Annotated in this window: 22 protein-coding genes; 14 read left to right on the forward strand and 8 right to left on the reverse strand. The window is 63.4% G+C overall.

All coding sequences use genetic code 11. The annotated features are described in order from the left end of the window. Window positions 1-8: 8 nt before the first annotated feature. Genes L21SP4_RS01870 through L21SP4_RS01880 form a run of 3 tightly spaced genes read right to left on the reverse strand, consistent with a single transcriptional unit; the run spans window position 9 to window position 1,543 of the window. The gene (locus L21SP4_RS01870) at window positions 9-404 is read right to left on the reverse strand and encodes a (2Fe-2S) ferredoxin domain-containing protein (protein WP_052881070.1); all 396 of its coding nucleotides are present in this window, start codon (window positions 402-404) and stop codon (window positions 9-11) included. A 28-nt stretch (window positions 405-432) separates the two neighbouring features. After that, window positions 433-1,035 (reverse strand): ATP-binding protein, encoded by a 603-nt coding sequence (locus tag L21SP4_RS01875; RefSeq protein WP_052881071.1) that lies wholly within the window; start codon window positions 1,033-1,035, stop codon window positions 433-435. 7 nt (window positions 1,036-1,042) lie between these two features. Next, window positions 1,043-1,543 (reverse strand): NADH-quinone oxidoreductase subunit NuoE family protein, encoded by a 501-nt coding sequence (locus L21SP4_RS01880; RefSeq protein ID WP_052882933.1) that lies wholly within the window; start codon window positions 1,541-1,543, stop codon window positions 1,043-1,045. A gap of 231 nt (window positions 1,544-1,774) precedes the next feature. Between L21SP4_RS01880 and L21SP4_RS01885 the strand changes: the two genes are divergently transcribed. The 4 genes from L21SP4_RS01885 to L21SP4_RS01900 are packed head-to-tail and all read left to right on the forward strand — an operon-like array spanning window position 1,775 to window position 4,083. Next, window positions 1,775-2,422, forward strand: a complete 648-nt coding sequence (locus L21SP4_RS01885) for a redox-sensing transcriptional repressor Rex (protein ID WP_052881072.1) — start codon at window positions 1,775-1,777, stop codon at window positions 2,420-2,422. Continuing rightward, the gene (locus tag L21SP4_RS01890) at window positions 2,419-2,766 is read left to right on the forward strand and encodes a hypothetical protein (protein WP_052881073.1); all 348 of its coding nucleotides are present in this window, start codon (window positions 2,419-2,421) and stop codon (window positions 2,764-2,766) included. The genes L21SP4_RS01885 and L21SP4_RS01890 overlap by 4 nt, the downstream gene beginning before the upstream one ends. 21 nt (window positions 2,767-2,787) lie before the next feature. Further along, on the forward strand, window positions 2,788-3,720 hold the full coding sequence (locus L21SP4_RS01895; RefSeq protein WP_052881074.1) for a CBS domain-containing protein: 933 nt from the start codon (window positions 2,788-2,790) through the stop codon (window positions 3,718-3,720). Window positions 3,721-3,723: 3 nt separating this feature from the next. Next, window positions 3,724-4,083 (forward strand): iron-sulfur binding hydrogenase, encoded by a 360-nt coding sequence (locus tag L21SP4_RS01900; protein WP_052881075.1) that lies wholly within the window; start codon window positions 3,724-3,726, stop codon window positions 4,081-4,083. Here the strand turns inward: L21SP4_RS01900 and L21SP4_RS01905 are convergent. Next, complete coding sequence (locus L21SP4_RS01905) at window positions 4,035-5,336, reverse strand: FGGY family carbohydrate kinase (protein ID WP_052881076.1); 1,302 nt, start codon at window positions 5,334-5,336, stop codon at window positions 4,035-4,037. The two genes, L21SP4_RS01900 and L21SP4_RS01905, sit on opposite strands and share 49 nt — an antisense overlap. Then, the gene (locus L21SP4_RS01910; RefSeq protein WP_052881077.1) at window positions 5,333-6,667 is read right to left on the reverse strand and encodes a hypothetical protein; all 1,335 of its coding nucleotides are present in this window, start codon (window positions 6,665-6,667) and stop codon (window positions 5,333-5,335) included. Before L21SP4_RS01910 ends, L21SP4_RS01905 begins: the two co-directional genes overlap by 4 nt. 118 nt (window positions 6,668-6,785) lie before the next feature. On the opposite strand from L21SP4_RS01910, the gene L21SP4_RS01915 reads away from it, so the two are divergent. The 7 genes from L21SP4_RS01915 to L21SP4_RS01945 are packed head-to-tail and all read left to right on the forward strand — an operon-like array spanning window position 6,786 to window position 13,120. Then, a complete protein-coding gene (locus L21SP4_RS01915) occupies window positions 6,786-7,571 on the forward strand; it encodes a DeoR/GlpR family DNA-binding transcription regulator (RefSeq protein ID WP_082116444.1) in 786 nt (261 codons plus the stop codon). Window positions 7,572-7,581: 10 nt separating this feature from the next. Next, complete coding sequence (locus tag L21SP4_RS01920) at window positions 7,582-8,184, forward strand: KpsF/GutQ family sugar-phosphate isomerase (RefSeq protein ID WP_074041336.1); 603 nt, start codon at window positions 7,582-7,584, stop codon at window positions 8,182-8,184. 26 nt (window positions 8,185-8,210) lie between these two features. After that, window positions 8,211-8,924 carry a triose-phosphate isomerase gene (locus L21SP4_RS01925; RefSeq protein ID WP_052881080.1) on the forward strand — a complete coding sequence of 238 codons (714 nt, stop codon included), beginning with the start codon at window positions 8,211-8,213 and terminating at the stop codon, window positions 8,922-8,924. Between the two features lie 50 nt (window positions 8,925-8,974). Next, window positions 8,975-9,475, forward strand: a complete 501-nt coding sequence (locus L21SP4_RS01930; protein ID WP_052881081.1) for a secondary thiamine-phosphate synthase enzyme YjbQ — start codon at window positions 8,975-8,977, stop codon at window positions 9,473-9,475. 17 nt (window positions 9,476-9,492) lie between these two features. Then, on the forward strand, window positions 9,493-10,878 hold the full coding sequence (locus L21SP4_RS01935; protein ID WP_160300629.1) for an L-fucose/L-arabinose isomerase family protein: 1,386 nt from the start codon (window positions 9,493-9,495) through the stop codon (window positions 10,876-10,878). After that, window positions 10,875-12,263: a sugar porter family MFS transporter gene (locus tag L21SP4_RS01940; RefSeq protein WP_052881083.1), complete on the forward strand. Its 1,389-nt coding sequence runs from the start codon at window positions 10,875-10,877 to the stop codon at window positions 12,261-12,263. The genes L21SP4_RS01935 and L21SP4_RS01940 overlap by 4 nt, the downstream gene beginning before the upstream one ends. Before the next feature lie 32 nt (window positions 12,264-12,295). Next, the gene (locus L21SP4_RS01945) at window positions 12,296-13,120 is read left to right on the forward strand and encodes a helix-turn-helix domain-containing protein (protein WP_052881084.1); all 825 of its coding nucleotides are present in this window, start codon (window positions 12,296-12,298) and stop codon (window positions 13,118-13,120) included. A 1,232-nt stretch (window positions 13,121-14,352) separates the two neighbouring features. Here L21SP4_RS01945 and L21SP4_RS01950 read toward each other — a convergent pair. Then, window positions 14,353-15,912: a sulfatase gene (locus L21SP4_RS01950; RefSeq protein WP_052881085.1), complete on the reverse strand. Its 1,560-nt coding sequence runs from the start codon at window positions 15,910-15,912 to the stop codon at window positions 14,353-14,355. A gap of 72 nt (window positions 15,913-15,984) precedes the next feature. Further along, window positions 15,985-17,799 carry a family 78 glycoside hydrolase catalytic domain gene (locus tag L21SP4_RS01955; RefSeq protein WP_052881086.1) on the reverse strand — a complete coding sequence of 605 codons (1,815 nt, stop codon included), beginning with the start codon at window positions 17,797-17,799 and terminating at the stop codon, window positions 15,985-15,987. A 138-nt stretch (window positions 17,800-17,937) separates the two neighbouring features. Here L21SP4_RS01955 and L21SP4_RS01960 point away from each other — a divergent pair, with 138 nt between their 5' ends. Next, window positions 17,938-18,660: a PHP domain-containing protein gene (locus tag L21SP4_RS01960; RefSeq protein WP_052881087.1), complete on the forward strand. Its 723-nt coding sequence runs from the start codon at window positions 17,938-17,940 to the stop codon at window positions 18,658-18,660. 34 nt (window positions 18,661-18,694) lie between these two features. Here the strand turns inward: L21SP4_RS01960 and L21SP4_RS01965 are convergent, their stop codons facing one another. Further along, entirely contained in the window at window positions 18,695-21,004 is a 2,310-nt protein-coding gene (locus L21SP4_RS01965; RefSeq protein WP_160300630.1) for a choice-of-anchor Q domain-containing protein, read from the reverse strand. Between the two features lie 354 nt (window positions 21,005-21,358). Between L21SP4_RS01965 and L21SP4_RS01970 the strand changes: the two genes are divergently transcribed. Together L21SP4_RS01970 and priA are read left to right on the forward strand one after the other, a co-directional pair. Further along, window positions 21,359-21,775 (forward strand): secondary thiamine-phosphate synthase enzyme YjbQ, encoded by a 417-nt coding sequence (locus L21SP4_RS01970; protein ID WP_052881089.1) that lies wholly within the window; start codon window positions 21,359-21,361, stop codon window positions 21,773-21,775. 37 nt (window positions 21,776-21,812) lie between these two features. Further along, window positions 21,813-24,041: a replication restart helicase PriA gene (gene priA / locus L21SP4_RS01975; protein ID WP_052881090.1), complete on the forward strand. Its 2,229-nt coding sequence runs from the start codon at window positions 21,813-21,815 to the stop codon at window positions 24,039-24,041. Window positions 24,042-24,063 lie beyond the last annotated feature (22 nt).

Consider the following 24,063-nt stretch of genomic DNA (forward strand, 5'->3'; position numbering starts at 1 on the left):
GTTTCCTTTTATTCCGGTTGGACGATGTCTTCCGCCGGTTTGTCGTACACGTGTTCGTCAACGAGCCGGCCCTCGATCAGGTGTTCTTTGACGATCTTGCGCGCGGTGGCTCCATCGACGTGCCCGTACACGACCGTGGGCATTCCCGGCGACTCCACTTCCACCGTCGGCTCGGAATAGCAGAGTCCCATGCAGCCCGTCTGCTTGACGACGGCGTCGTCGATGCCGCTCTTCTCGAGCTGGTCCAGCAGCGCGCTGAAGGTGTCCTTGGCCCCCGCCGCGATGCCGCAGGTGCCCATTCCCACGGTGACCACGATGTCTTTGCCTTCACTCTCGCGGCGCTTAATCTCGCGCTTTTTCTCGTCACGGAGTTTTCTCAGTTCGTCCAGCGTCAATCGGCTCATATGCTCATCTCCCGCTTTTGCCGGCGCGTTATCCGGCCGCTTGATTCCCGTGCTCTTCAATGCCGTCGTGCGTTACGGCCTCGCGGCCGTCTGCCTCCAGTGTTCTTTCGCGTTCCAGCAGCTCACGGCGCGCCGCGTTCAGTGCGCGCGCCCGTTCCAGCCCTCCGAGGCGGGCGGCCAGGGACGAGCGCGCGACGGACCATGCGCGCGCTCCGCGTTCATGACGGATCCGGACCTCGTCCGCGCCCGGGATCCCGAGCGCCATCAGAAACGCCGTAACCCAGTCCCCTTCGGGCGGCGTGTCGATGTTCGTCCGGTCGAACCGCGCACGGACCCGGGTCCCTTCGCCCGGCTTTGAATCGATGTCCACCGCCCCGCCGGCACTCTCCGCCGCCTGCAGCGCGAAGGCCAGGCCCAGTCCCGCCTCGCGGCCCGGATGCGCGCCGCTGCCCGAGAAGCAGGGGTCGAGTGCGCGCAAACGCTCCGCCTCATCCATCCCGCGTCCGTCGTCCGCGACTTCAATCAATACTTCAGGACCCCGCTCCACGACCGCGAGATCGACTTCGCGCGACCCGGCTTCGGCCGCGTTCGCCGCCAGCTCGCTCAGGATGTCGCTTAACGTCGCGTGCATGACCCGACTACGCCCCGCGGTATTGCGCCAGAATGTCCGGGAGGTCTTCCGGCGTCAGATTGCCGTGTACATGGCCGTTCACCGTAAGCACCGGCGCCAGCCCGCAGCAGCCGATGCAGCGGACGGCCTCCACCGAAAACTCCCCGTCCGGCGTGACCGTGTTCAACCCCACCCCCAGAAGCTGCTCCAGCTCGGTGATGAGATCTTCGGCCCCCTTCAGATAACAGGCCGTCCCCATGCAGACCGCGATCCGGTTCCGGCCCGGTTCCTGCAGCTTGAACAGGTGGTAAAACGTGATCACCCCGAATACCCGCGCCGGCGGGACGGAAAGAAGCTCCGCCACCTCGAAGGCCGCCTGCCGCGGAATGTACCCGAAATGCTCCTGAACCTTGTGCAGCACCATGATCAGGCTGCCCGGACGTTCGGCCCACTCCTCCGCGTAGCCGCGCAGCTCAGGCGTCAGCACCCGCTCCGTCTCCTGCTTTTCACTCACGGATCCGCCCTCCATCAAGTCGTTAATGCCGGATTGATTTTCGTCAACGTGTGTGCTCATAATGACCGCTCAGGACAGAACATCAAGCTTAAAAGACAGAATTTAAGAAAATAATCTTATAAAAAATTACGAAATCACAATAAAACACATTCTGGTGACATATAAATTTGTTGACTTCTTGATAAGTCACAATGTAATTTCTAAGAGTGTTGTTCGGGTCTTTATAAGTTACGGAGGTGGCATAAAGTGAATAGAGAGACGGTACAACGGTTGTCCCAGTACAAGAACGTATTGCATAAACTCAAGTCTTTAGGGTTCGTGAGGGTGTTTTCGGATAATCTCGCGGATGCGCTGGGGGTTTCGGCTTCGCTGGTGAGGAAGGATTTTTCGACCTTCGGGTTCACGGGCAACAAGCGCGGCGGGTACCGGATCGACGAGCTTCTGGAGAAGATGGACCGTCTTTTCGGGAAGAACGAGATCAAGCGGATCGTGGTGGTCGGATGCGGGAAGATCGGCATGGCGCTGATCAATCATCACGGGTTCGCCCGCGAGGGCATTCGGGTGCTGGCGGGATTCGACACGGATCCGGAGGTGATCAACCCGGAGGCTTCGTTCCCGATCTACGATGTGAGCGAGCTTCCCGAATTCGTAAAGCGCGAAAAAATCTCGGTGGCGGCGATGGCCGTGCCGGAGGGCGCCGCGGGTCGCGTGCTGGATACGCTCGTGGAATGCGGAATCCACGGCGTCCTGAATTTCACCCCGCTCCAGCTTAAGAGCCGCGAGGATTGCGTCATTCACAACATCAACATCGCGATGGAGATCGAAAAACTGTTCTACCTGCTGCGCTTCAATGAAAATGCGGGGCAGGACAAGGTGAAGGCGCCGGCTTCATGAAGCTTCCCGACCTTGCGGCGGAGCTCGGATTCGAAATACGGGTCCGGGCCGATTCGTGGAGCCGGGTCGAAGTGACCCGCGTGATGGCCTCCGACCTGATGAGCGACGTGTTGACGGAGGAGGGGGATCGCACGCTGCTGGTTTCGGCGCTGGCCTCGGATCAGACATTGCGGACGGCCCACCTGATCGACGCCGCGGCCGTGCTCGTGACGCGCGGAAAGCGGCTCCCGGAATCCATGGAAGAGCTGTCGCAGGAACTTTCCGTCAACCTCCTGCGCACCCCCGCGTCCACGTATGAGACCTGCGTGCACCTGGGAAGACTGCTGGGAGCCCCGCAGGGATGAGGCCGGCGGGAGAGAGGTTGAATGAACGGGAGACGAGCGCCGGTGAACCATCAGGCGGATGAACCGTCCCCTATGCTCGTGCTGGACCTTCTGGTCAGGCTCAAGGTCCGCGATGTCATGTCGTCCCGCCTGATCACGGCACGCCGCGGCGACCGGCTCAGCCGGGTGCGCGCCCTGATGCGCGAGCACGGCATCACGGGCGTGCCGATCGTCGAAGCGCGACGCCTGTGCGGACTGGTTACGCTGGAGACGATGATCCGCGCCCTGGAGCAGGGGTTCATGGAGGAGCCGGCGGGCGCCCACATGGCGGCCGGCCTGGTCTGCCTGGAGGAGCAGATGCCGCTGTCGTTCGCGATCTCCTACTTCGATAAATATTCGTACCGCCATTTTCCCGTCCTGAACGAGCACCGTGAACTGGCCGGGATCGTAACCGCAAAAGATATCAATACGGCCCTGCTCGGCGAATTGCTGAAGACTCTGCGTTCACGCGAGGCGGAGGAGCCGGAAGCCGCAGCCGGGGTGGAGCCGGGTCGCTGGGCAAAGACGTACCGGCTGGAGCGCTACGACTTCGAAAACGCGGGCCGCGCTTCGACGGAGATCAAGTCGCGCCTCCGCGAGGCGGGACTGCCCGGCGCCTGGATCCGCCGCGTAACGATCGCAGTCTATGAAATGGAAATGAACCTGGTCGCCCACTCGTACGGGGGAACCCTCTCCTTCCAACTCGACCGGGAAGGCGCGGAGATGCGCGCGGAAGACACCGGCCCGGGCATCGCGGACACGGCCCGGGCGCTGGAGGAAGGGTACTCCACGGCCACGGAGTGGATCCGTTCACTGGGATTCGGCGCCGGGATGGGTCTGCCGAATATACGCCGCGTCGCGGACGCGTTCGATATCGAGTCGGGGGCAGGGGAGGGGACCCGCGTGCACGCCGCCATCAGACTGAAGGAGGAATGAACGATGAATACGACAGACCTTAAATCGATCGAGGGGTTCGAGGAGCTGCTGGCGGCTCCCGAGCCGGGGACGATCCGGACCGCCTACTGCTCCGATCTGCTGAGCGATGTCATGGGCCATGCGCCCGCGGACTCGGTGCTGGTCACGGTGCAGGCGCACAAAAATACCGTCGCCGTCGCCAACCTGGCCGGCGTGCGCGCGCTCGTCCTCTGCAACGGCCGCGCCTTTCCCGACGATGCGCTCGAGGCCGCCCGCCGCGCGGAACTCGCGGTTTTCGCGACCGCCGATTCGCAGTTCATCGCCTCCTGCCGGATCTACGAGGCGCTGGGGCGGCCGCTTTCCGACCTCGCCGCCGCGCGCTGAACCGCCGGGACGGAAAGGGCCATGTGCGCCGCTCCACGGACCGGGTCGGCGGGCCGGGTCGGCAGTTCGCCCGCCCCGAGTTTCGATTCAAGATGCCGGACCCAGGCGGCGTTGCGCGCACCGCCGCCGGAGGCCAGGTAAACCGGCTTATGGTCTGCGCGAAGCGTATCGACGGCTCCGGCCATTCGCGCGCAGAGCCAGTCGATCACCCCCGCCGCCTTCTCTTCGTTTGAGACCGCCCCCTCCCAGGAGATTGCACCCTTCCGAACGTGCAGTGTGGCGGCAATACGCCCCGACTCCAGCCCCGCTCCCGCGAGCCGGAAGAATTCGCCGAATCCCCCCGCAAGCTCCAGTTGTTCAATGGCCCGGGAGATCAGATTGCCGCCGTAGTCATCGGCGATCATGCGGTAGTACCCCCCGCCGGGGAAGGGGCCGCGGACCAGACCGGATCGCGCCGCAGGCTTTCCATCAACCCTCTGGTAGACCACCTGGGCGGTCCCCAGCGTGACCAGCATCGCATCGGGTTCCAGCCCGGCGGCATAGCCCGCCGCCGTCTGGTCGTTGCCGGCGCAGACGACGGGGATCCCCGCCGGAAGATCGAACGGGTTATTTTCTACGGTCTGTCCCGCCGGCGCGCCGGTTGGGATGACCACGGGGAGCTGCCCGGCCTTGATCCCCGCCCAAATGAGAAAGGGCGCGTGCCAGGAGTCGGTCTGAAGCGAATAGAGTCCCGTCATGGCCGCCAGGTTCGCGTCGATCGCCGTGCGGCCCGTCAGTGCGCGGGTTATGCAGGCGGGCAGGGGAAGGATCTCATGGTTCTGATGCAACACCCCCTGGCGGCTTAGGGCCTTCAGCAGGCAGACCAGCAGCCCGGCGAGGGGTTCGTGAAAACTGCTGTGGTACGCGAAATCAGGGAGCTCGGTCCGGGCCGTCCGGGCCAGAGCCGCGGCGCGCCGATCCTGCCAGCTGATAAAGGGGAGCACGGCCGTGTCCTTTTCGTCGCAGGCCGTGAAGGTCTGGGCCTGGCTTGTCAGCACGACGGCTTCAGTATGAGAGGCCTGCGAACCCGCGGCGTCAAGGCTCTGGAGGATGGCGGACGCCAGGCATTCCCGCGCGGCCTCGACCTCGAACGTTACATGCTCGCCGGTTTCACGGTAGGGGAGATAAGCCGACCCCTCGCCCCGCATAGTCATCGTCTCGTCAAATAACGCCGCCTTGAAACTCGTCGAGCCGAGATCGATCGCCAGAATCATGCCCGTGCTCCGCGGTTATCGGCCGTGAGCAGCCGCAGGGTTTCGTCCAGCATGCGTTCCCCCGTCGTGTGCGCGAACAGGGCGTTGGAGGCTTCGTATCCTCCCTGCGCCGCCGCTTCCGGCGTGACCAGGTATCCCTGTAGTTCGCCGTTGGCCACAGAGATGATATACGTGCCCGGAAGGCGGCGCTGCAGTTCGATCCCGTATTCGACAAAGACTTCTGCGGGCCAGCCGGCGAAATGGAACCCCCCGATGCGCAGCACCTGGATTTCCGCCGGCGTACGCTCCGACCGAAACGATTCCAGTACACCTTCCGCTTCGAGCCGGGACAGCGTCATGGTCTCGCGGGCACCGAAGAGATCGACCTCTGCCGTGCGGACCTCCTGTCGCGGCGCGCCGGAGCGGCGCAGCGTCTCGTAACGCTCCTCCGCCCGCCGCAGCGCCGCTTCGGCTTCCCCTTTCAAGGGGAATGTCCTCGGAACGGGTTTGACGGCCCCGCTTCTTACTTCGAGATGTTCAATCGGCGCATAGCGCGTGTCTCTCAAAGCGCGATCCACCGCCTCGCCGAGCTGTCGTCCAAGGCGTTCGGCCTCGGCAAAAGTGTTGTCGCGGGTGACGTGGCGCGGACTGAGATTGCCGCAGGGTCCGGTGTGATAGACTACCGGGACGGGGCCATGACGTTCTTTGAGCGCGAACCGCGTGTACGCCGGGAAATCGGCGCTGACGAGTGTGCTGTCCTCGTGCAGGACGGTGGGATGCATGCTCCCGACCATGAGCAGGCCGATCATGGTTCGATCGGAAACGCGGCGGGCGGCGATCACGGGAACGCGGTGAAAGGCGGGGCCGTCCGGGTCGCGGCGGTTGGTTCCAATCCCCGTGGAGTCGGCGACGACCTCCGCAATCTCTGCTTCATCCGCAGCGTGCACCGCATCGACCCCCGCATTGACCAGACCGTTTTCCAGCAGGGCGAGGTACTCCGGATCCGCCGCCGGAACCACGGGATCATCGGCATTGCTCGCATGATCGACCGTGACCGGGCCCGAATGGGTGTGCGAGGCGCTGATCAGAATGTGGCTCTCCGGAACACCCGTCGCCTCGAAGATCCGGCGGCGCGCCGCGAGTACGACGGGGCGCGGGACAAAGATGAGGTCGGCCGCGATCAGGATCACCCGCGTGCCGCCCCGCTCGAGATAAAGTGCGCTGCCGAGCAGGGGATCGTGAATGCCGGTGCTCATGCGCTCGACATGGGGATAGCCGAACAGAAACTGCGGGTGGTGCGGAGAAATATCCGCCTCCGCCGCGCCCGCCCTCGTTGCCGACTGGTTTTGCATTCGTGCTGCTCCGTTCTTTTTTTTCGGCACGAGTCTTTATCCGTGTGATCAAGCATTACGAAAAAACGCGCCTTGACGCAATGTAAGAATGTGTTAATTTCAAGCCAGACCACACACTATGGAAACAACACAAAGCTTGAAGGCGGATGAGCGTCGGGAGCGGATACGGGAGGCTCTCCTGTGCGGGAAGCCGATCGTCATCGGTGAACTGGCCCGGCGATTCGCGGTGAGCGAGATGACGGTGCGGCGCGATCTGCAACGGCTCGAAGACTCGGGTGAGGTGAGGAGGACGCACGGGGGCGCGGTACCGACGGAGCGGATGCTCTTCGAATTCGATTTTGCCGCGCGGCGTTCGCAGTACCGGGCGGCGAAACGGACGATTGCCGCGGAGGCGGTGACCCGGATTGAACCCGGGCAGCGGCTTATCCTGGATAACGGAACGACGACCCTCGAACTGGCGATGCTGCTCAAGGATTTTCCCGAACTGACGGTGGTGACTCCCAGCCTGGCCGTGGCGGCGGTCCTCCAGTTCTCGGAGGGGATCGACACGATCCTGCTCGGCGGACTCCTGCGGCGCGGACATGCGGAACTGACCGGAATTGTCACGGAGAAGATTCTGTCTATGTTCTCGGTTGATATCGCGTTCCAGGGTGCGGACGGCATCGGACTCGACGGCCGCCTCTATACCGGCGATCCGCGGGTGGCCGAGGTGGACCGCCGGATTCGTTCGTGCGCGGCCAGGACGTATGTCCTCGCGGACAGCTCCAAGGTCGGCCAGACCGCCTTGCTTGTCCACGGATCCCTCGCCGAGGCCGAGGCGCTGATCACGGATGCGGCCGTGCGCGACGAAGATTGCGCGGCTCTGGAAAAAACCGGCGTGGCGGTTATCCGGGCGGAGGGGTAGGAGGGAAACTATGAATTCTACGGCTATGGAAGCGGCCTGCGCATCGATTGAGATTGAGACGCGTGCGGTCTGCGGCCTGGAGGGTATTGAGCGCAGCGAGGCGTTCGGGCAGGCGGTGGACGCCCTGGCCGCATGCCCGCGCATTATGACCTGCGCCAGCGGTTCGTCGGGTATCGCTGCGCGGAAATTCGCGCACACGCTCTGCTGCATCGAACGCGGCGCGATGTTCATGCCGCCGGGGGAAGCGGTCCACGGCGGGCTTGGCGGCCTCAAGACGGAGGATGTCATGGTCATGGTCTCGCGCGGCGGAAAGACCGCGGAACTGATGCCGGTGATCGACGTCTGCCGCAAAAAGGGCGCGACCCTGATCGCGGTCACCGAAAACCTCAACTCCATCCTGGCGCAGGCCGCCGCCATCGTGTTGCCGCTGCGTATCGAACGGGAAAGCGATCCGCTCGATACGATGGCCACGTCGAGTTTCATCGCGACCATCGCATTGTTCGACGCGCTGATCGCCGCTCTGATCGAGCAGACCGGCTTCACCCGCGCACAGTTCGGATTGATCCACCCGGGCGGAGCGGTCGGGGAAGAGTTGAGCGGGGATGGTTCGTAACGAGAGAGAAGGGAAAGGGGCTTCGTATGTATCGGGATTATCTCATCAAACCGCCGTTCTTTGAAATTGGACCCAAGGCCTACCTCTACGGACCGGCCATGCTGGAACTCGCCCGTGTGATCGACCGGGTGGCGACAAAATACGACGTGGACGTGATCGTCACGCCGCAGTATACGGACATCGCCCTGCTCGCCGGGCATACGGAGCGCATCCATGTCTATGCGCAGCATATGGATCCCCTCCCCGTGGGCCGCGGGCTCGGCTCGGTGCTCCCCGAAGCGGTCAAGGCCGCCGGAGCCGTCGGCGTTATGCTCAATCATGCAGAGCGCAAGCTGACGCTGGAAGACGTGGAGAAGACCATCCGGCGTGCGGATGAGGTCGGCCTGGCCACGATCGTCTGCGCCGACACGCTCGAGGAGATCGAGGCGGTCGCCCGGATGGCCCCGAACCTTATCGTCGCCGAACCGACCGAATTGATCGGCACCGGCGAGACGAGCGATCTGGAATATGTCCGCAGGACGATCGAGACCGTGCGCTCGATCAATCCTGAAATCATGGTCCTCCAGGGAGCGGGGATCTCAAACGGTCGGGATGTGTACGATGTGATCAAGGCGGGGGCTCAGGCCACCGGATGTACCAGCGGCATCCTCAGGGCCGAGGATCCTCCCGCCATGGTGGAGGAGATGTTAGGGGCGCTCCGGAAGGCGTGGGATGAACGCCACGGGAGCGCTGAGCAATAGGAAGTCCTGACGATCAGGACGTAACGTAACCCCAAAGGGAGAAGAACCTCATGGCTGTATTCAGCAAGACCATCGATCTGCAGTCCCGCGACCACATGCCGCATTTTCATAACGTGACGGATGCGGTGAAGGACATCGTCGCCGAATCCGGAATCAAAAACGGAATCTGTGTCGTGTACTCGCATCATACGACCTGTTCGGTAATGACGCAGGAGTGCTCGCACGACCTGAATTATTTCGGGCGCGAATACCTGCAGGTGGACCTGATGGAGATTATGGAAAAGATGATTCCCACCTGCCGTACCGAGGGTCAGTACCACCACCCCGGCCCGGAGCATATTGAGTTCGCCCTCTCGCATCCCGACGAGGAGGCCAAGGGCAGTCTGAACACCGACGCCCATCTGCGCTCCTGCTTCTTCGGCCGTTCGGAGACGATCGTGCTGAACGACGGCGAACTCTCGCTCGGCGACTTCGGGTTCATCTACTTTATCGACTGGGACCAGGTGCGCGAGCGTGGCCGGGTCTGTGAAGTCCAGATTATCGGTGAATGAAAACCGGGAGGTTGAAGATGCGTAAAACCACACCCCGCCTGGGATTGTGTCCGATCGGAAAGTTCGCCTTCAGTCACGAGGATGCCGTCCGTCAGAAGGAGGCGCTGCGTGAGATGATCGCGCGGCGCGGCGTGGATGCGGTCGATCTCGAGGGAGTTCTCGACGACGGTCTGGTGCGGGATAAGGCCCACGTCGATACCGTCGTGGATCACTTTCGCGCTCAGGGTGTGGACGCGCTTTTCATCCCCCATTGTAATTTCGGCACCGAGGATGCCGCCGCACTGATCGCGAAACAGCTCGACGTGCCGACGCTGCTCTGGGGTCCGCGTGACGCTCCTCCGCTGGAGGACGGAACCCGCCTTCGAGATTCGCTCTGCGGCCTCTTCGCGACGAGCAAGGTGCTGGTCAAATTGGATGTACCCTTCACGTACCTCCCGAACAGCGCCGCAGACGATCCCGCGTTTGAGGCGGGGTTCGACCGTTTTTTGCGGACCGCGAACGCGGCTTCGGTATTGCGCCGCGGTTGCCGCATCGGCGTGCTCGGGCAGCGCATCGATTTCTTCTGGAGCACGATCTCCAATGAAAGCGAACTGCTGGAACGATTCAACGTCGAAACCCTGCCGCTCGATCTCGTGCCGTTCATCGAAAACGTGAAGAAGCGTGCCACGGGCAAGGCCTATGCGGATGAAATCGCCGGGCTGCGCGAGCAGTGTGTGATTGAAGAGATGACCGACGAGGCGCTCGCCCGCGTGCTGGCGGTACGCGACGAGGCACTGGAGCTGGCCGCGACCCACGAGCTGGACGCCATGGCCTGCCAGTCGTTCATGAGCCTGCCCGAAGCTGTCGGGGCATGGACGGTCTATGCCGACAGCCTGATCGGCGACGAGCTTCCTTTCGTGCTCGAATCCGATATCTGCGGCGCGATCAGCACGCTGCTGCTCAGGCGCGCGGCGGGATCCGCGCCGTTCATGGTCGACGTGACCATGCGTCATCCGAACGACGATAACGCTGTGCTCCTCTGGCACTGCGGTGCGCCCCTGTCCATGAAGCACCCGGACAGCCGGGTGCGGCTCGGCCGGCACTGGATTCTGCCCGGACCGCTGTCCGGGATGACGCACTTCCGGATGAAAGACGGCCCGATCACCTGCGCGCGGTTCGACGGCGATCGCGGGCGTTACGTACTCGCGGTCGGTCAGGCCGAATCATGCGAGGGCCCGGAGACGCAGAACAACTATGTCTGGGCCCGGGTGAAGAACTGGCCGCGCTGGGAGCGCACGCTTATCGAAGGGCCGTTCCTGCACCATATCGGCATGGCGTACGGCCATTGCGGCGCCGCGCTCAGAGAGGTGGTCAAGTATGTGCCCGGTCTCGAACTGCGCGATATGGACGGAGGTGGGGCATGAAGGGCGACGGGGTCTCTCAGGCGGGACCGGCCTACATCTACCTGGTGGCGATGGTGGCTGCGGCGGGGGGATTCCTCTTCGGCTACGACCTGTCGATCATCAGCGGAGCTATTATTTTTCTGGAGGAACACTTCGGGCTTAGCGCCGCCGGTAAAGGGCTGGCGGTCAGCAGCGCGATCTTCGGTTCGATCCTGGGACCGCTCTCCGGCATGTGGCTCAACGACCGGTTCGGCCGCCGGCGTACGCTCCAGATCGCCGCGCTGTGTTTCCTGAGTTCCGCGATCGGAACCGCGCTGCCGCACCATATCATCACCTTCAACTTTTGGCGCGTGGTGGGCGGAATAGGGGTGGGGCTGGCTGCGACGACTTCACCGATGTACATCGCCGAGCTCGCGCCGCCGCGGCTGCGCGGGCGCCTGGTCACCGTCTACCAGCTCGCCGTCGTGGTGGGCATCAACCTTGCCGTGATCGCGTCCTACCTGCTCTCCTTTGAAGGACAATGGCGGTGGATGTTCGCGTCCGAGATCATTCCGATTCTGTTCCTGATCACCGGACTGTTTTTCGTGCCGTGCAGTCCTCGCTGGCTGGTGGCGCGCGGGCGGCGCGACGATGCGCTTTCCGTGCTGATACGGATCAACGGGCCGGAGCAGGCGGCGCGGGAAGTGCAGGAGATTCGCGATGAGCTGCGCGAGGAGACGGGGCGTTTTCGCGAACTGCTCCTGCCCGGTGTGCGCCGCGCGCTCCTGATCGGTATCGTGATCATGATTTTCTCGCAGATCAACGGCGTGAATATGATGTTGATCTATGGCCCGACCATTCTCGTCGAGGCGGGGATCGGTACGGCCTCGCAGGCGATCTTCTTCACGATTTTTCTGAACCTCGTCATCCTCATCTGTACGATCATCGCTTTCTGGCTGGTGCAGTGTTTCGGGCGGCGTCAGATCATGATCGGCGGGGTCAGCGTAATGGTCCTCGGTCACCTGCTGATGTCCGCGACGTTCTTTCTGCGCGGTTCCCCGTTTCTCAATCTCGGGGCGATGTTCCTCGCCGCCGGGGCGTTCACACTCAGTCTCGCCCCGCTGAGCTGGGTGATCATCTCGGAGATCTTTCCGAACCAGATTCGGGCCAAGGCGGTCGCGGTGGTCTGCAGCATCCTCTATCTCTCGTCGTTTCTCTGTGCCCAGTTTTTCCCCATGATCACCGGGGGATTCGAGGCGCGGGCCGGTCATCCGGGCGGTGCCTACCTGATCTTCGCGACGATCTGCGCGCTCTGCGTGCTGTTTACCTGGAAGATGCTTCCGGAGACGAAAGACCAGACGCTTGAATCTATCGGCCGATTCTGGCTTCACTACGATAAAGGACCCGGAGGATCTGCGGATTCGTGATGCGCCCCCGCACAAGGGGAGGAGGTGAGCCCATGATATCGCCCGTGATCGATCGCGTGCAATACGGGTACGCCTGTTTCGACGAAACGAGCCACCCCTACGAGCGGCTGCACACCCATCCGGATCTCGAACTGGGAATGCTTTCCGGCGGTGCGGTCACCGCCATGATCGCCGGCCGGCGCTACCGGTTTGGCGGGGGTGAGATCGTGGCCTTCTGGGCCGGGCTTCCGCATGGGCCGGTCGAGGTGGAGGGGTCGCCCTGTGCGCACAACCTCTGCGTCCCGATGGATCGGCTGCGCTCATGGAATCTCCCCGTCGCGTTTATCTCCGCTCTCTACCGCGGACGGGTCTTCAGGCTGCACCGCACGCACCCCGCCGCGAACTGGGTGGAGTGGAAACAGCTTCTCGACGGAGAGGATGATACGGGCCGCACCATCGCCTCACTCGAGATCAACGCCCTGCTGCTTCGAATGATCCGCCACCATCAATTCGTTCGCAGCGCGCACGATAAAAACGGGACTCCGACGAACCTGCGCTGCTACCAGGAGATCGCCACGTATATCGCGGCGCACAAGAGCGATCCGATTACGGTGGGGGACATTCTGAAGCACGCCTCGGTGCACCCGAAGTACGCGATGCGTATCTTCAAACAGAGCTGCGGAATGACGATTCATGAATATCTCGTCCTGCAGCGCATGAATACCGCGCGCCATCTCCTGACCACCACCGACCGGAATGTCACCGACATCGCCTTCGAGTCGGGCTTCGGTTCGGTCAGCCGGTTCTATGATGCCTTTTCTTCCGCGCATGGCTGTACGCCGGGCGAATACCGCCGCCGCTTCCTGAACGCGGGATAACCCTAACCGCTGTGGTGGTTCATCTCCGGCGGGACGGCTTCCACGCCGTCCGAAAAGAGAGATCACAAATCCTGGAGGGACGGCTTCCACGCCGTCCGAAACGTATGATCACGTACGCCCTGGAGGGACGGCTGCCACGCCGTCCGTAACGTATGATCAGGTACGCCCTGGAGGGACGGCTTCCACGCCGTCCGAAAAGAGAGATCACGAATCCTGGAGGGACGGCTTCCACGCCGTCCGTAAGGATGCCTTCAACCCCGCCCCCATTCACCCTTAAACCAAGGGAAACACATGGATGCTGGACAAATTAATAAAAATGACCCGCGACGGGATGGGCCCCGCCCGGGAAAGGAGGGACGTAATGGAAGCCGTGCCTCCAGGGAGAAGCCTGGCGAAATGGCCTCCACGCGGTCCCAAGAATTGCAACCGGACCGAAAGACTCCGGCCCACACGCCGGTATATGAAACCGGAAATCGCGCTATCATTATATTTCTCACCGTCTGCACAAAGAACCGTCACCGCAAACTCGCGTGTGATGAAATACACTCGCTCCTGCTCAATGCCTGGAGTCTGGCGGATCGTTGGGTTGTCGGGCGGTACCTGATTATGCCGGATCATCTACACCTCTTTTGCGCGCCGGGGATCTGGCCGCCTTCACCGGCGAGAAAATGGGTTGAATATTGGAAGGGGGCGGTGGCCCGAGCCTTGAAAGGGCGCGGCCCGCTCGTGGAGGGGAGGGGACGGGGTGGAACCCTGGGACGGGGTGGAACCCGTCCCTCCAAAGCAACCGAAGCGACGGCTGCCACGCCGTCCGTAACGTATGATCAGGTACGCCCTGGAGGGACGGCTTCCACGCCGTCCATAAAGAAGAAATGGCCGAGTCCCTTCTGGCAACGTGACTGTTGGGACAGGCAGTTACGTCGCGGTCAGAGCTACAGCGAAAAATGGGCGTATGTCCAAAATAATCCCGTTCGGGCGGGGCTGTGTGCGACTCCTGAAGAATGGCCTTTCCAGGGATGCGTAACGGATTTGATGTGGCATGACTGAAGGTGGAACCGGACGGGCTGGAACCGGACGGGGTGGAACCCGGGGACGGGGTGGAACCCGTCCCTCCAGGAGAAGCCCGGCGAAATGGCTTCCACGTTGTCCGAAAAGAGAGATCACGAGTCCTGGAGGGACGGCTTCCACGCCGTCCATAACCAATGATCACGTACGCCCTGAATTTCCGCCTGTTACCCGGGAGCCGGGCAGTAGAGGTTCCTGTTTTTCTTAACCTGCCCGGCGTCGCCCTCGGCGGGGATCGCCGCGCGCACGGCGTCCCATCCCTCAAGCAATCGGTCGATCAGCGTCTCGACCACATCGGCATACGCCGGGTCTGCGGCGCGGTTGCGGTTTTCCTGCGGGTCGATCGCGTGGTCGTAGAGTTCGACGGAATCAATGGTGATCTCGTCGCGCGATTTCGGCAGCGGTCCGGGATTGCGCGGGGGCGCTTCGATCCACAGGACCAGCCGGTACCGGTCGGTGCGCATGGCGTAGCCGGCGACTCCTTCGTTACGGCGCCCCATCACGCTGAAGGCCGCGGGCTTCCAGGCGCGATCGGGATCATCGAGCAGCGGAGCCATGCTGGTGCCGTGCAGGTGCTCCGGCTTATCCAGCCCGCACAGATCGCACAGGGTGGGGTAGAGGTCGACCAGTTCGACGAGCGCGTCGCTCTCGCCGAGCGAACGGCCGGGCGGTGAGACGATCATCGCCGTGCGCGTATCGAGTTCGCAGTTGGAGAGCTTGCTCCACGCGTCGTGTTCGCCGAGCTTCCAGCCGTGATCGCCCCAGAGCACCACCACGGTGTTTTCCCGCAGCCCCAGGCGGTCGAGTTCCCGCAGGAGTTTGCCAATCTGGGCGTCGACGAAACTTACGCAGGCGCGGTAGCCGTGGATCAGTTTTTTCTGCATGGCGATATCGAGATTCCCCGTGTCGGTGTACTGCCCGAGCTCAAATCGGGGGTAGATCGCATAGGGCGGGGCGTCGATCGGATAGAACTGATTGTCCGGCAGCTCGATCGCCTCGCGGTCATAAAGATCCCAGTACCTCTTCGGCGCGACAAAGGGGAGGTGCGGTTTAATGAATCCGGCGGCGAGGAAGAAGGGGCGGTTGCGCAATTCGCGCAGTTTAGCGATGGCGCGCGCCGCGATCTTTCCGTCGTAGAGCGTTTCGTCATCCACGTCCGGCGCCTCGGTGGAGAGCGCCGTCACAAAATGGTTCGTCCATTCGGACACGGGCACGCCCAGTTTCTTCGCCTGCGGCGCGAAATCCTTCTCGGCCGCCTCGATCCCCTCCGGCGTGTAATAGTACCGCGGGCCGGGATAGTAGTGCGGTTCCGACCAGCTCGTGTCCGGGTTCATGTCCTGTCCCGGGCCGGCTTCTGCGAAACAGGGGTGGTAGATTTTACCCATCCCCGCCGCGTAATAGCCGTTGGTTTTGAACCATTCCGACAGGTGGGGGCGGCGATTCGGGTGGCCGGGCCGGATGCCGCTCATCAGGCTCTGACGCGAGGGTGCGCAGTGTGAGAACTGGCAGTAGGCCCGTGAGAAGCGCATCCCGCGTTCCGCCAGCGCGTCGATGTGCGGACTGTGGACTTCATCGTTTCCGTAACAGTCCAGCTCCGGCCGCAAGTCGTCGACCGCGATGAAGAGGACATTGAGCTGTTGGCCGGGCTTCGCACTCGCCGCCCGGCCGCCTGCCGCTGTCAGAGCCGAGAGGGCCGTGCCCCTCGCCAGAAAAGAACGTCGTTTCATGAGGCCTTCCTCCGTGTTGCCGGGTCAGGGATGGTTCTGCAATACAGCAGAACCATCCTCCGGAGTCCGGCTTTACCGATGGCATCCCGGACGGACGATCTCGCCGCCCACGTTGAACGTGAGACGCCGTCTCTCCACGTCCGTGGTATTCTTCTCGTAGAGTGGCCAGGCGTCGAAGTTGTACGCCCAGGCCATCATCGTCGTGATGCACTGCCAGCAACTCCGTTCGCGGCCGGAGTCCGACTGAAACTTGTGCTGGGCGGCCTGCAGCGCCGTGCGCGCCAGGGCCTCGTGGATCCGGTTGAGCAGGTCGTTGGAGCATGTGAAGTGAAACGTCGGTTCGAGGTCGTTCGCGATTGAGAGGCCCTTGAGCATGTCGAGATCGGGGGCTTCGGGGAGGCCTTCGACCTGCACGTAACGAAAGGCGTGGCGCGTGTACGACGGGGTCCACGTCTCGCCTCCGCCCTTGCAGACGTAGACGCCGACCTGGTTCGCGGCCATGCGGCCGATTTCGTGACGAAGTCCGTCCCGGCCGAGCGATTCGACGTAACGCAGGGTAAGGGTTGTCCCGGCGGGGGCGTCGATGTTTAACCGTGCGTATCCGAAGAGCTGGACGCCCATATCGAAGACCCATACGCCGGGCTTCGGATTCGTGAGCGCAACCGGATCGGCGGTCTCCACGACGCGAAGCGGCGGTACGGTCTGGGCCTTGAGCGCGGGAACGGGCGGATCGATCATTTCCGCTTCGTGCCAGCCGGTATCATCGAATCCGTGCCGCGTCCACCCGGTCATCTCGCGCCGCGCGTCATAGACGTTGCCGGCGAAGGTGTTATTTTTCAGCAGCGGTCCGTCCATCGTGCAGGTCCAGTTCCCGTCGCTGACGACCCGGCGGAGGGTGCCGTCATCGCCCTCGAGTTCGAGCTGCGCGATCAGCCCGTGGCGGCCGTGGCCCGCCGGTTCGCCCGGCCGGGCGAAGGCGACGGTCTGGCGGTAGAAGCCGTCGCCGAGCCGGATGCCGATCGCGTTCTCGCCCGGGCGAACGAAGTCGCTGACATCGTACGTCACATAGTACGCGCGCCGATCATAATCGGTCTGAGCCGGATCGAGTTCGCGCGCATCCAAGTCCTGGCCGTTGATCCGGATGGTCTGGCATCCGAGGCCGCTGACGTAGAGGGTGGCGCGGTGGACGGGTGCGGTCACCCGGAAGGTACGCCGGAACATCGGCGCGGGCTGAAGCTCCTGAAGCCGCTCCTCTCCCCACGCCCAGCCGTCGATCTCTTTCGGAATGAAATACCGCACGTGGATACGCGTCGCTTCGATCCAGCGGTCGATGGCGTCCGAGGCCGGGACATGCGAGGGGGCGGCCCAGTGGTCCCACGGGATCGTCCGCGTCCAGGGACGAAAGAGGTCGCTTTCGGTCCACGCCGCTTCCGGGACCCCGATCCATTGCGCCTTCCAATCCTCTGCCTCGAGCAGACCCATGCTCCACCTGGAAGGTACGCTCCAGGGGCCCGCCTTTCCGCGTTCGTCCCAGGCGCGGACTTTCCAGTAGACCCTCTGTTTGCTCGAGAGGGGACGGCCCGCGTAAGTGATTTCGAGCGTTTCCCCCGAGGCCACGCGGCCGCTGTCCCAGAGGTCGCCCCGGTCCCGTTCCAGAAGATCGGGCGTCGAGGCGACCAGTACGCGATACGCCGTCTGATGCGCCCCGCGCACGGGCGGCTCTTCCGCGCGCAGCGTCCAACTCAGCCGGGGGTGCGTCGCATCGGTTCCAAGCGGCCGGTCGCGATATTCACAGCGCAGGTTCACCGGCTCCAGTGCCGCCGATGCGAGGCCCGCCCCGAGAAGAAGGCACAGGCCACTTCGTACGGTGATCTGTACGATTTTCATGTTTCGAATTGTATCACATGCCCGTGTGATGGACATTCCTGTTTTGGACCCGGATCATTCCCGCAGGGTAATCGCTGAATCGTGTGATCCGGATGGAACGGGGAGGGGAACCATCCTCGAGAGTTGAGTACGTGTACCATGCGCTATCATTGCGACCTGCATATTCACACCTGCCTCTCGCCCTGCGGCTCGCTCGACCAGTCGCCCGCGGCGGTCGTGCGGGCGGCGAAGGACGCGGGGCTCGATGCGATCGCGATCGCCGACCACAACAGCGCGTTGAACGCGGCGGTCACGGCGCGTCTGGCCCGGGATGCCGGACTCGCCTGCCTGTGCGGCCTGGAGGTCACGACGATTGAGGAAGCCCACGTGCTCTGTCTTTTCGACGCACCGGGTCCGGCGGAGGAGCTGGGTGAAATCATATACCGCCAGTTTCCGGAGCGGGCGCGCGTGGACGGGCTGGCGGAAGAACAGCTCGTTGTGGACGAAGAGGAGCGCGTCCTCGGTTCGGTCGACCGCTTTCTCGTCGCCGCCTCCGCGTTCAGCGTGGCCGAACTGGAGCCCGAGGTGCTGGGGCGCGGCGGTCTCTTCATCCCGTCCCACCTCGACCGCGAATTGTTCAGTCTGGAAAGTCAGCTCGGGTTCCTGCCCGAGGGACGTTACGACGCCGTCGAGCTGACCCGTCCGCCGGAGAACCAGCGCACCTATCTCGGTTATCCGGTCATCGCCACCTCGGACGCCCATGCTCCCGGCCAGATCGGCCGTCGCCATACCCGCATCGAAGCCGAGACCTTCTCGGTCGCCGCGATCCGGGAGGCGCTTGCCGCCGGTCGCGCCACGCCCGTGTGGCACCCCGTATATTAACCCGGGAAATCAGAGCTCGGTTTCGTCGACGAACTCAGCGATTGGGATGGGTTCGGACCTGGTAATAGATCTGCGGGCGAGTCCGAAAATCTTCGGGAAGGACAAAATAATTCGGGGTTTTCTGGTGATAGGCCTCCAGTTCGTACCAGACCGGTGAAACAATATTGGTTGTATAGAGAAGCGAGAACCAGTGGGCTTCGCAGGAGGGGTCGTCGATTTCGGGGAAATAGATCCGCCAATCGTCCGCGCGTTCGATTTTCGTGATACGAAGCCTGTCAGAAGAATCCTGAGGGTCGGTGCCCGCATAAGCCTCGCCTCGATTGTTGACTCCGTCCCGGTCGGCGTCCTCAGCCGCGTCGTCGCGCGTTAACTCGAGGCCGTGCAGGTATTCCCATTCATCGCCCATTCCGTCCCCGTCGGAATCCGCCCATATCTTCAGGTATTCGTAAGCCCCGATGTCTTGCGCCGCCGTGCCGTTGTTATCCCCGTCCAGCGGTCGCGGGTATCCCCGGTAATCCACCGTCACCACCGACCCGGTTGCGGCGTCGATACAGGGAGAGGCGCTGTCGAGCCCGTAGTATGTAAAGGCCAGAAAAAGTCGCGGATCCTCCTCGAGGTTGTTCGTCCCGTTGGTGGGCGCCGTGCAGCAGTACTCAAGCGTGGACAAGGCATGATTGGTTGAATTCCCGACGTAGGTAAGCCGGTTGCCCCAGAGGATCGAGTTGGTTGCTGTGCAGTCGTAGAGGCCGCCGCCCCCGTGGGTATGGGCCTTGTTTTCCGTCACGGTACAGTGAAGCAATGTTCCGCTGTGTACGCCTCCGCCGGCATCCATGGCGTGGTTCCGGAAAATCTCGCAGTTGACCAGCGCCGTACCGTACGCCCCGCCGCCGAGCCCGCTTACCAGTGTCGTGCCGTATCCGCGTTCCGCCATGTTGTCGTGGATACGGCAGCGTTCGGCCGTGCCTTCGTACAGCCCCCCGCCGTTACCCGCCGTGGCCGCCGTGTTGGACGCGACATCACATTGCACTAGCCGCGACTGATACGCGCCGCCGCCCCGGCCATAATAGTCACGATCCGCTCTGTAGCCCGTTCCGGCCACGTTCTGAATGATCGTACAGCCCGCCAGATCGCCTCCGCTGCAGCCCCCGCCCCAGTGCGCGCGGTTGCCGACGACGAGACAGTCGTAGAGGTCAGAGGAGAGCGCCCCGCCGCCCCGGGTGTGTTCCGCGGCATTGGTGGCGTAGTTCGCCCGCAGCGTACAGTTGCTGAGCGTGGAATCATAACTGCCGCCGCCGCGGTACCAGGCCATATTGGTTTGAATGATACTGTCAAAGACGGTGCACTGGCTCACCCCGCCCCCCAGGCCGTTGTAGACCCCGGTAGAGGGATTGTCTCCCACTTCATTCGCGCCGATCACGGTTTCATGAATTTCGCATTGGTAGGCGCCGCCACCTTTTCCCCAGCCGTAATTCTCCGTAATCGTACCGCCGTAGATCATGCAGTTCGCCGCCCCGCCGCCCCGGCTGGCGGTATTGCCGTTGACGCTGCAGTCCTGCAGCATGCTCTCCCGCGCGCCGCCGCCGGCATACTCGGCGTCGTTGGCCGTGAAGGTGCACTGGATATTCGTCCCCCCCCACGCACCCCCCCCGCCATAATCAAAACCATATTGAGTCTGGTCATTGTGGGCCAGAATCGTATTGGTCGCATAGGATCGACCCACTCCGCCGCCGTGGTAAAAGGCTGTATTGCTGGTTACGACACAGCTGATCAGACGACATTCGTCGGCGCCTCCTCCGTGTGCCGAGGAGCATCGGCGGATCTCACATTCGGTTGCGGTCACTCCAAAAAGCCCGCCACCTATGAACGCGTGGCAGTCTTCGACGATGCAGTCGATTACCTCCGCTGCAGAATCGCCCCGCACCCCGCCACCTTCGGCCCCGCTGGCCATTCCGTCGGTCAGGGTAAACCCCTGCAGTACGGCGTTACTGCAGATGTCAGCACACCGTACCGAGCCGGCTCCCGCGATAAACGTGTTCGCGGGGCCCTCCTCCGAGCGGACGACCACCGGATGGTCCAGAAGCACACGAGTCATTTCGCCGTCGCCGGCCGCTCGGGATCCGGCGTCATAGGTCCCGGCCGCCACGCGGATCGTGTTGTGGTCGTCGGCCTCATCGATGGCCTGCTGGATTTCGTGGGCGGCGGTATCCCACGTCTCGTAGGGCGGGGTGGGTGTGGGGCTGTCGATATCGACATACAGGGTGCGGGCCGCGGCGGAAAACATGGCCGATAAGATCAGGACCCCGCAGAAAGCCCGGGTGTAAAGACGAGTGGGCCGATGCATCATGACCTCCTGTCAGGCTGAAACAACCGAGGGGGGCAGGTGCCACGCCGCGCAGCACTACACACAAACTCCACCCCTTGATGCCTGTACGCTATACCTGTTTATAACAGGAGTCAATTGGCTTTCAGCGATTCTCATTATGGCTTCACCCTTTTCGGTCGGGGTGGCACCCGACCCTCCCAGTGCCCGAAAATGCGTCGGATATCGACTCGGGAGGGACGGCTGCCACGCCGTCCGCGGTCGGAATGCGGCCATAATGAGAACTGCTGATTGGCTGTTTGCTGTTTGAGATTGTTCCGCAATCCGTCATACTGAGCGTCCGCGTTCAAAACCCCCGCGAAAGGAGCGAGTGAAGTCATGAAAAGTTATCGCAAGGAACTCTGGTTTCAGACCGGCCACCGTCGTGAGTACGTCAACATCACCCCGCAGGTGCGTGAGTGTCTGCGCGAGAGCGGAGTCAAGGAGGGGCTGTGTCTCGTCAATGCCATGCATATCACCGCGAGTGTGTTCATCAACGACGACGAGGGCGGCCTGCACCGCGATTTCGAGCGCTGGCTGGAGAAACTCGCGCCCGAGAAGCCGCACAGCCAGTACGACCATAACGGGTTCGAGGACAACGCCGACGCGCACATGAAGCGTCAGGTGATGGGCCGCGAGGTCGTCGTGGCGGTCACGGAGGGCGACTTCGACTTCGGGCCCTGGGAACAGATCTTTTACGGCGAGTATGACGGCAAGCGCCGCAAGCGCGTCCTGGTCAAAATCATCGGGGAATGATCGAAATGAACCGCGTCTTTTCCCCGGAAATGAGCTGATGAGTGAATCCACGAGCGCCCGGTACGCCCGGGTCGTTACCGATCTCGCGCTGGATCGCGAATTCGACTACCGCATTCCGCCGGAATTGAAGGAGCGCGTGCGGGAGGGTTCGCTGGTTCGCGTTCCGTTCGGGCCGCGCGAGCTGCGGGGCTGGGTCACGGGACTGACCGACAGGGCAGAGGTCGATCCGGGCAAAATCAGGGACCTCCTCGAGGTGGAGGGGGACCGTCCTTTTCTGCTGCCCGTGGTGCGGCGACTGGCGCGCTGGATGGCCCGCTACTACTGCGCCCCGATCGAGACCGCCTTCCGCACCGTGCTGCCCGGCGCCGTGCGCCGTGAGGGGGCCCGCCCCCGACAGCAGCTCACGGCTTCGATCGTCGAAAACGCCGCCGGGGAGGACGGCGAAACGATCACGGCCAAGCAGGAGCGGGTCCTGGACATCCTGCGCGAATCCGGGCCGCTGACCCTGACGGAGCTGACCCGGCGGGCGGGCACGTCCCAGGCGCCGGTGCGCAGTCTGGCGAAAAAGGGAAGGATCGAACTCAAGTACGCGGATCTGCGCCGCGACCCGCTGGCGCGGCGCCCGGTGCTGCGCGTCGATCCGCCGGAATTGATGCCGCAGCAGCGTGATGCGCTCGAGCGCATCCGGGAGGCCTCGGATTCCGGCCAGCCGCGCGTGCTGCTGCTTCACGGCGTGACCGGCTCCGGCAAGACCGAGGTCTACCTGCAGGCGATCCGCCATGTCATCGACCACGGCCGCAGCGCGATCGTGCTCGTGCCCGAGATCGCGCTGACGCCGCAGACCGTAGACCGCTTCCGCTCGCGGTTCGGCGACCGGGTCGCGGTGCTGCACAGTCATCTCTCCGACGGCGAGCGGTTTGACGAGTGGGGGAGGATCCGCGACGGCAAGGCCGATATCGTGGTGGGTGCCCGGTCGGCCGTCTTCGCTCCGCTTGAGAAGCCGGGCCTGATCGTGGTCGATGAGGAGCACGAATCGAGCTACAAGCAGGAAGAGGCGCCGCGCTATCATGCCCGCGATGTCGCCGTGGTGCGCGGCCGGATGGAATCGTGCCCTGTCGTACTCGGCTCGGCGACGCCCTCGCTTGAGTCGCTCAGCAACGTCCGCAAGGGGAAATACGAACTGCTCGGCATGCCTTCGCGGGTGGACGACCGCACCATGCCGAGAATCAGGGTGGTGGACATGCGTGTGGAGGCGGAGCGCGAGGGGAAACCGGTCGTGTTCTCGCGTCTGCTGATCGAGGAGATCCGCGCGCGGCTCGAGCGCGCCGAGCAGACCATCCTCTTCCTCAATCGGCGTGGATTCTCCTCTTCGCTGATCTGTCCCCAATGCGGGCACGTGGCCCAGTGCGACCGTTGCAGCGTATCGATGACCTACCACAAGAAGGACCGGCGTCTGAAATGCCATCTCTGCGGCGCGGAGGTTCGCGTGCCGGAACGGTGTCCGAACGCCGACTGCCGTTCGCCGGAGTTCAAGTATGCGGGCATGGGCACCGAGCGGATCGAGGAGATTCTCGGCCGGCTGCTCAAGGGGGCGCGGATACGAAGGGTGGATTCCGACACCATGCGCGGGAAGGAATCCTACGACGAGGTGCTCGGCGATTTCCGCACCGGCAAACTCGATCTGCTGGTCGGCACCCAGATGCTCGCCAAGGGGCTGGATTTTCCGAACGTGACGCTGGTCGGGGTGATCAATGCCGACATCTCGCTGCACATGCCGGATTTCCGCGCCGGGGAGCGGACCTTCCAGCTGCTCACGCAGGTCGCGGGGAGGGCCGGGCGGGGCGAGGTCGAGGGCGAGGTGGTCGTGCAGACGTTCACGCCCTACGAGACCTCGATTCAGGCCGCGCGCCGGATGGCGTGGGAGGAGTACTGCGACCAGGAACTCGAATTCCGCAGGGAGCTGTCCTACCCCCCGCACAGTCACCTCGTCTGCATTCACTTCGAGGGACCCGGCGAGGCCACGGTCCACGAGGCCGCGGACCGTTTTGCGCAGGAACTCGTCCGGCGCCTCCCGGAAACGGTGATCCTCAGCGGCCCCGCTCCCGCGCCGCTGGCGCGCATCAAGGGCCAATACCGCTACCACCTGCTGCTGCGCGCGGAAAAGACCGCGTCCATGACCCGTCCCCTCAAGGAGCTGATGTCCGATTACCGCTTCCCCCGGGGGATCAGTTGTCGCGTGGACGTCGACGCCCAGTCGCTCTTATAGAGGAAAGGCAACTTCTTCGTGG

The organism is Kiritimatiella glycovorans, assembly GCF_001017655.1.
GTDB lineage: Bacteria > Verrucomicrobiota > Kiritimatiellia > Kiritimatiellales > Kiritimatiellaceae > Kiritimatiella > Kiritimatiella glycovorans.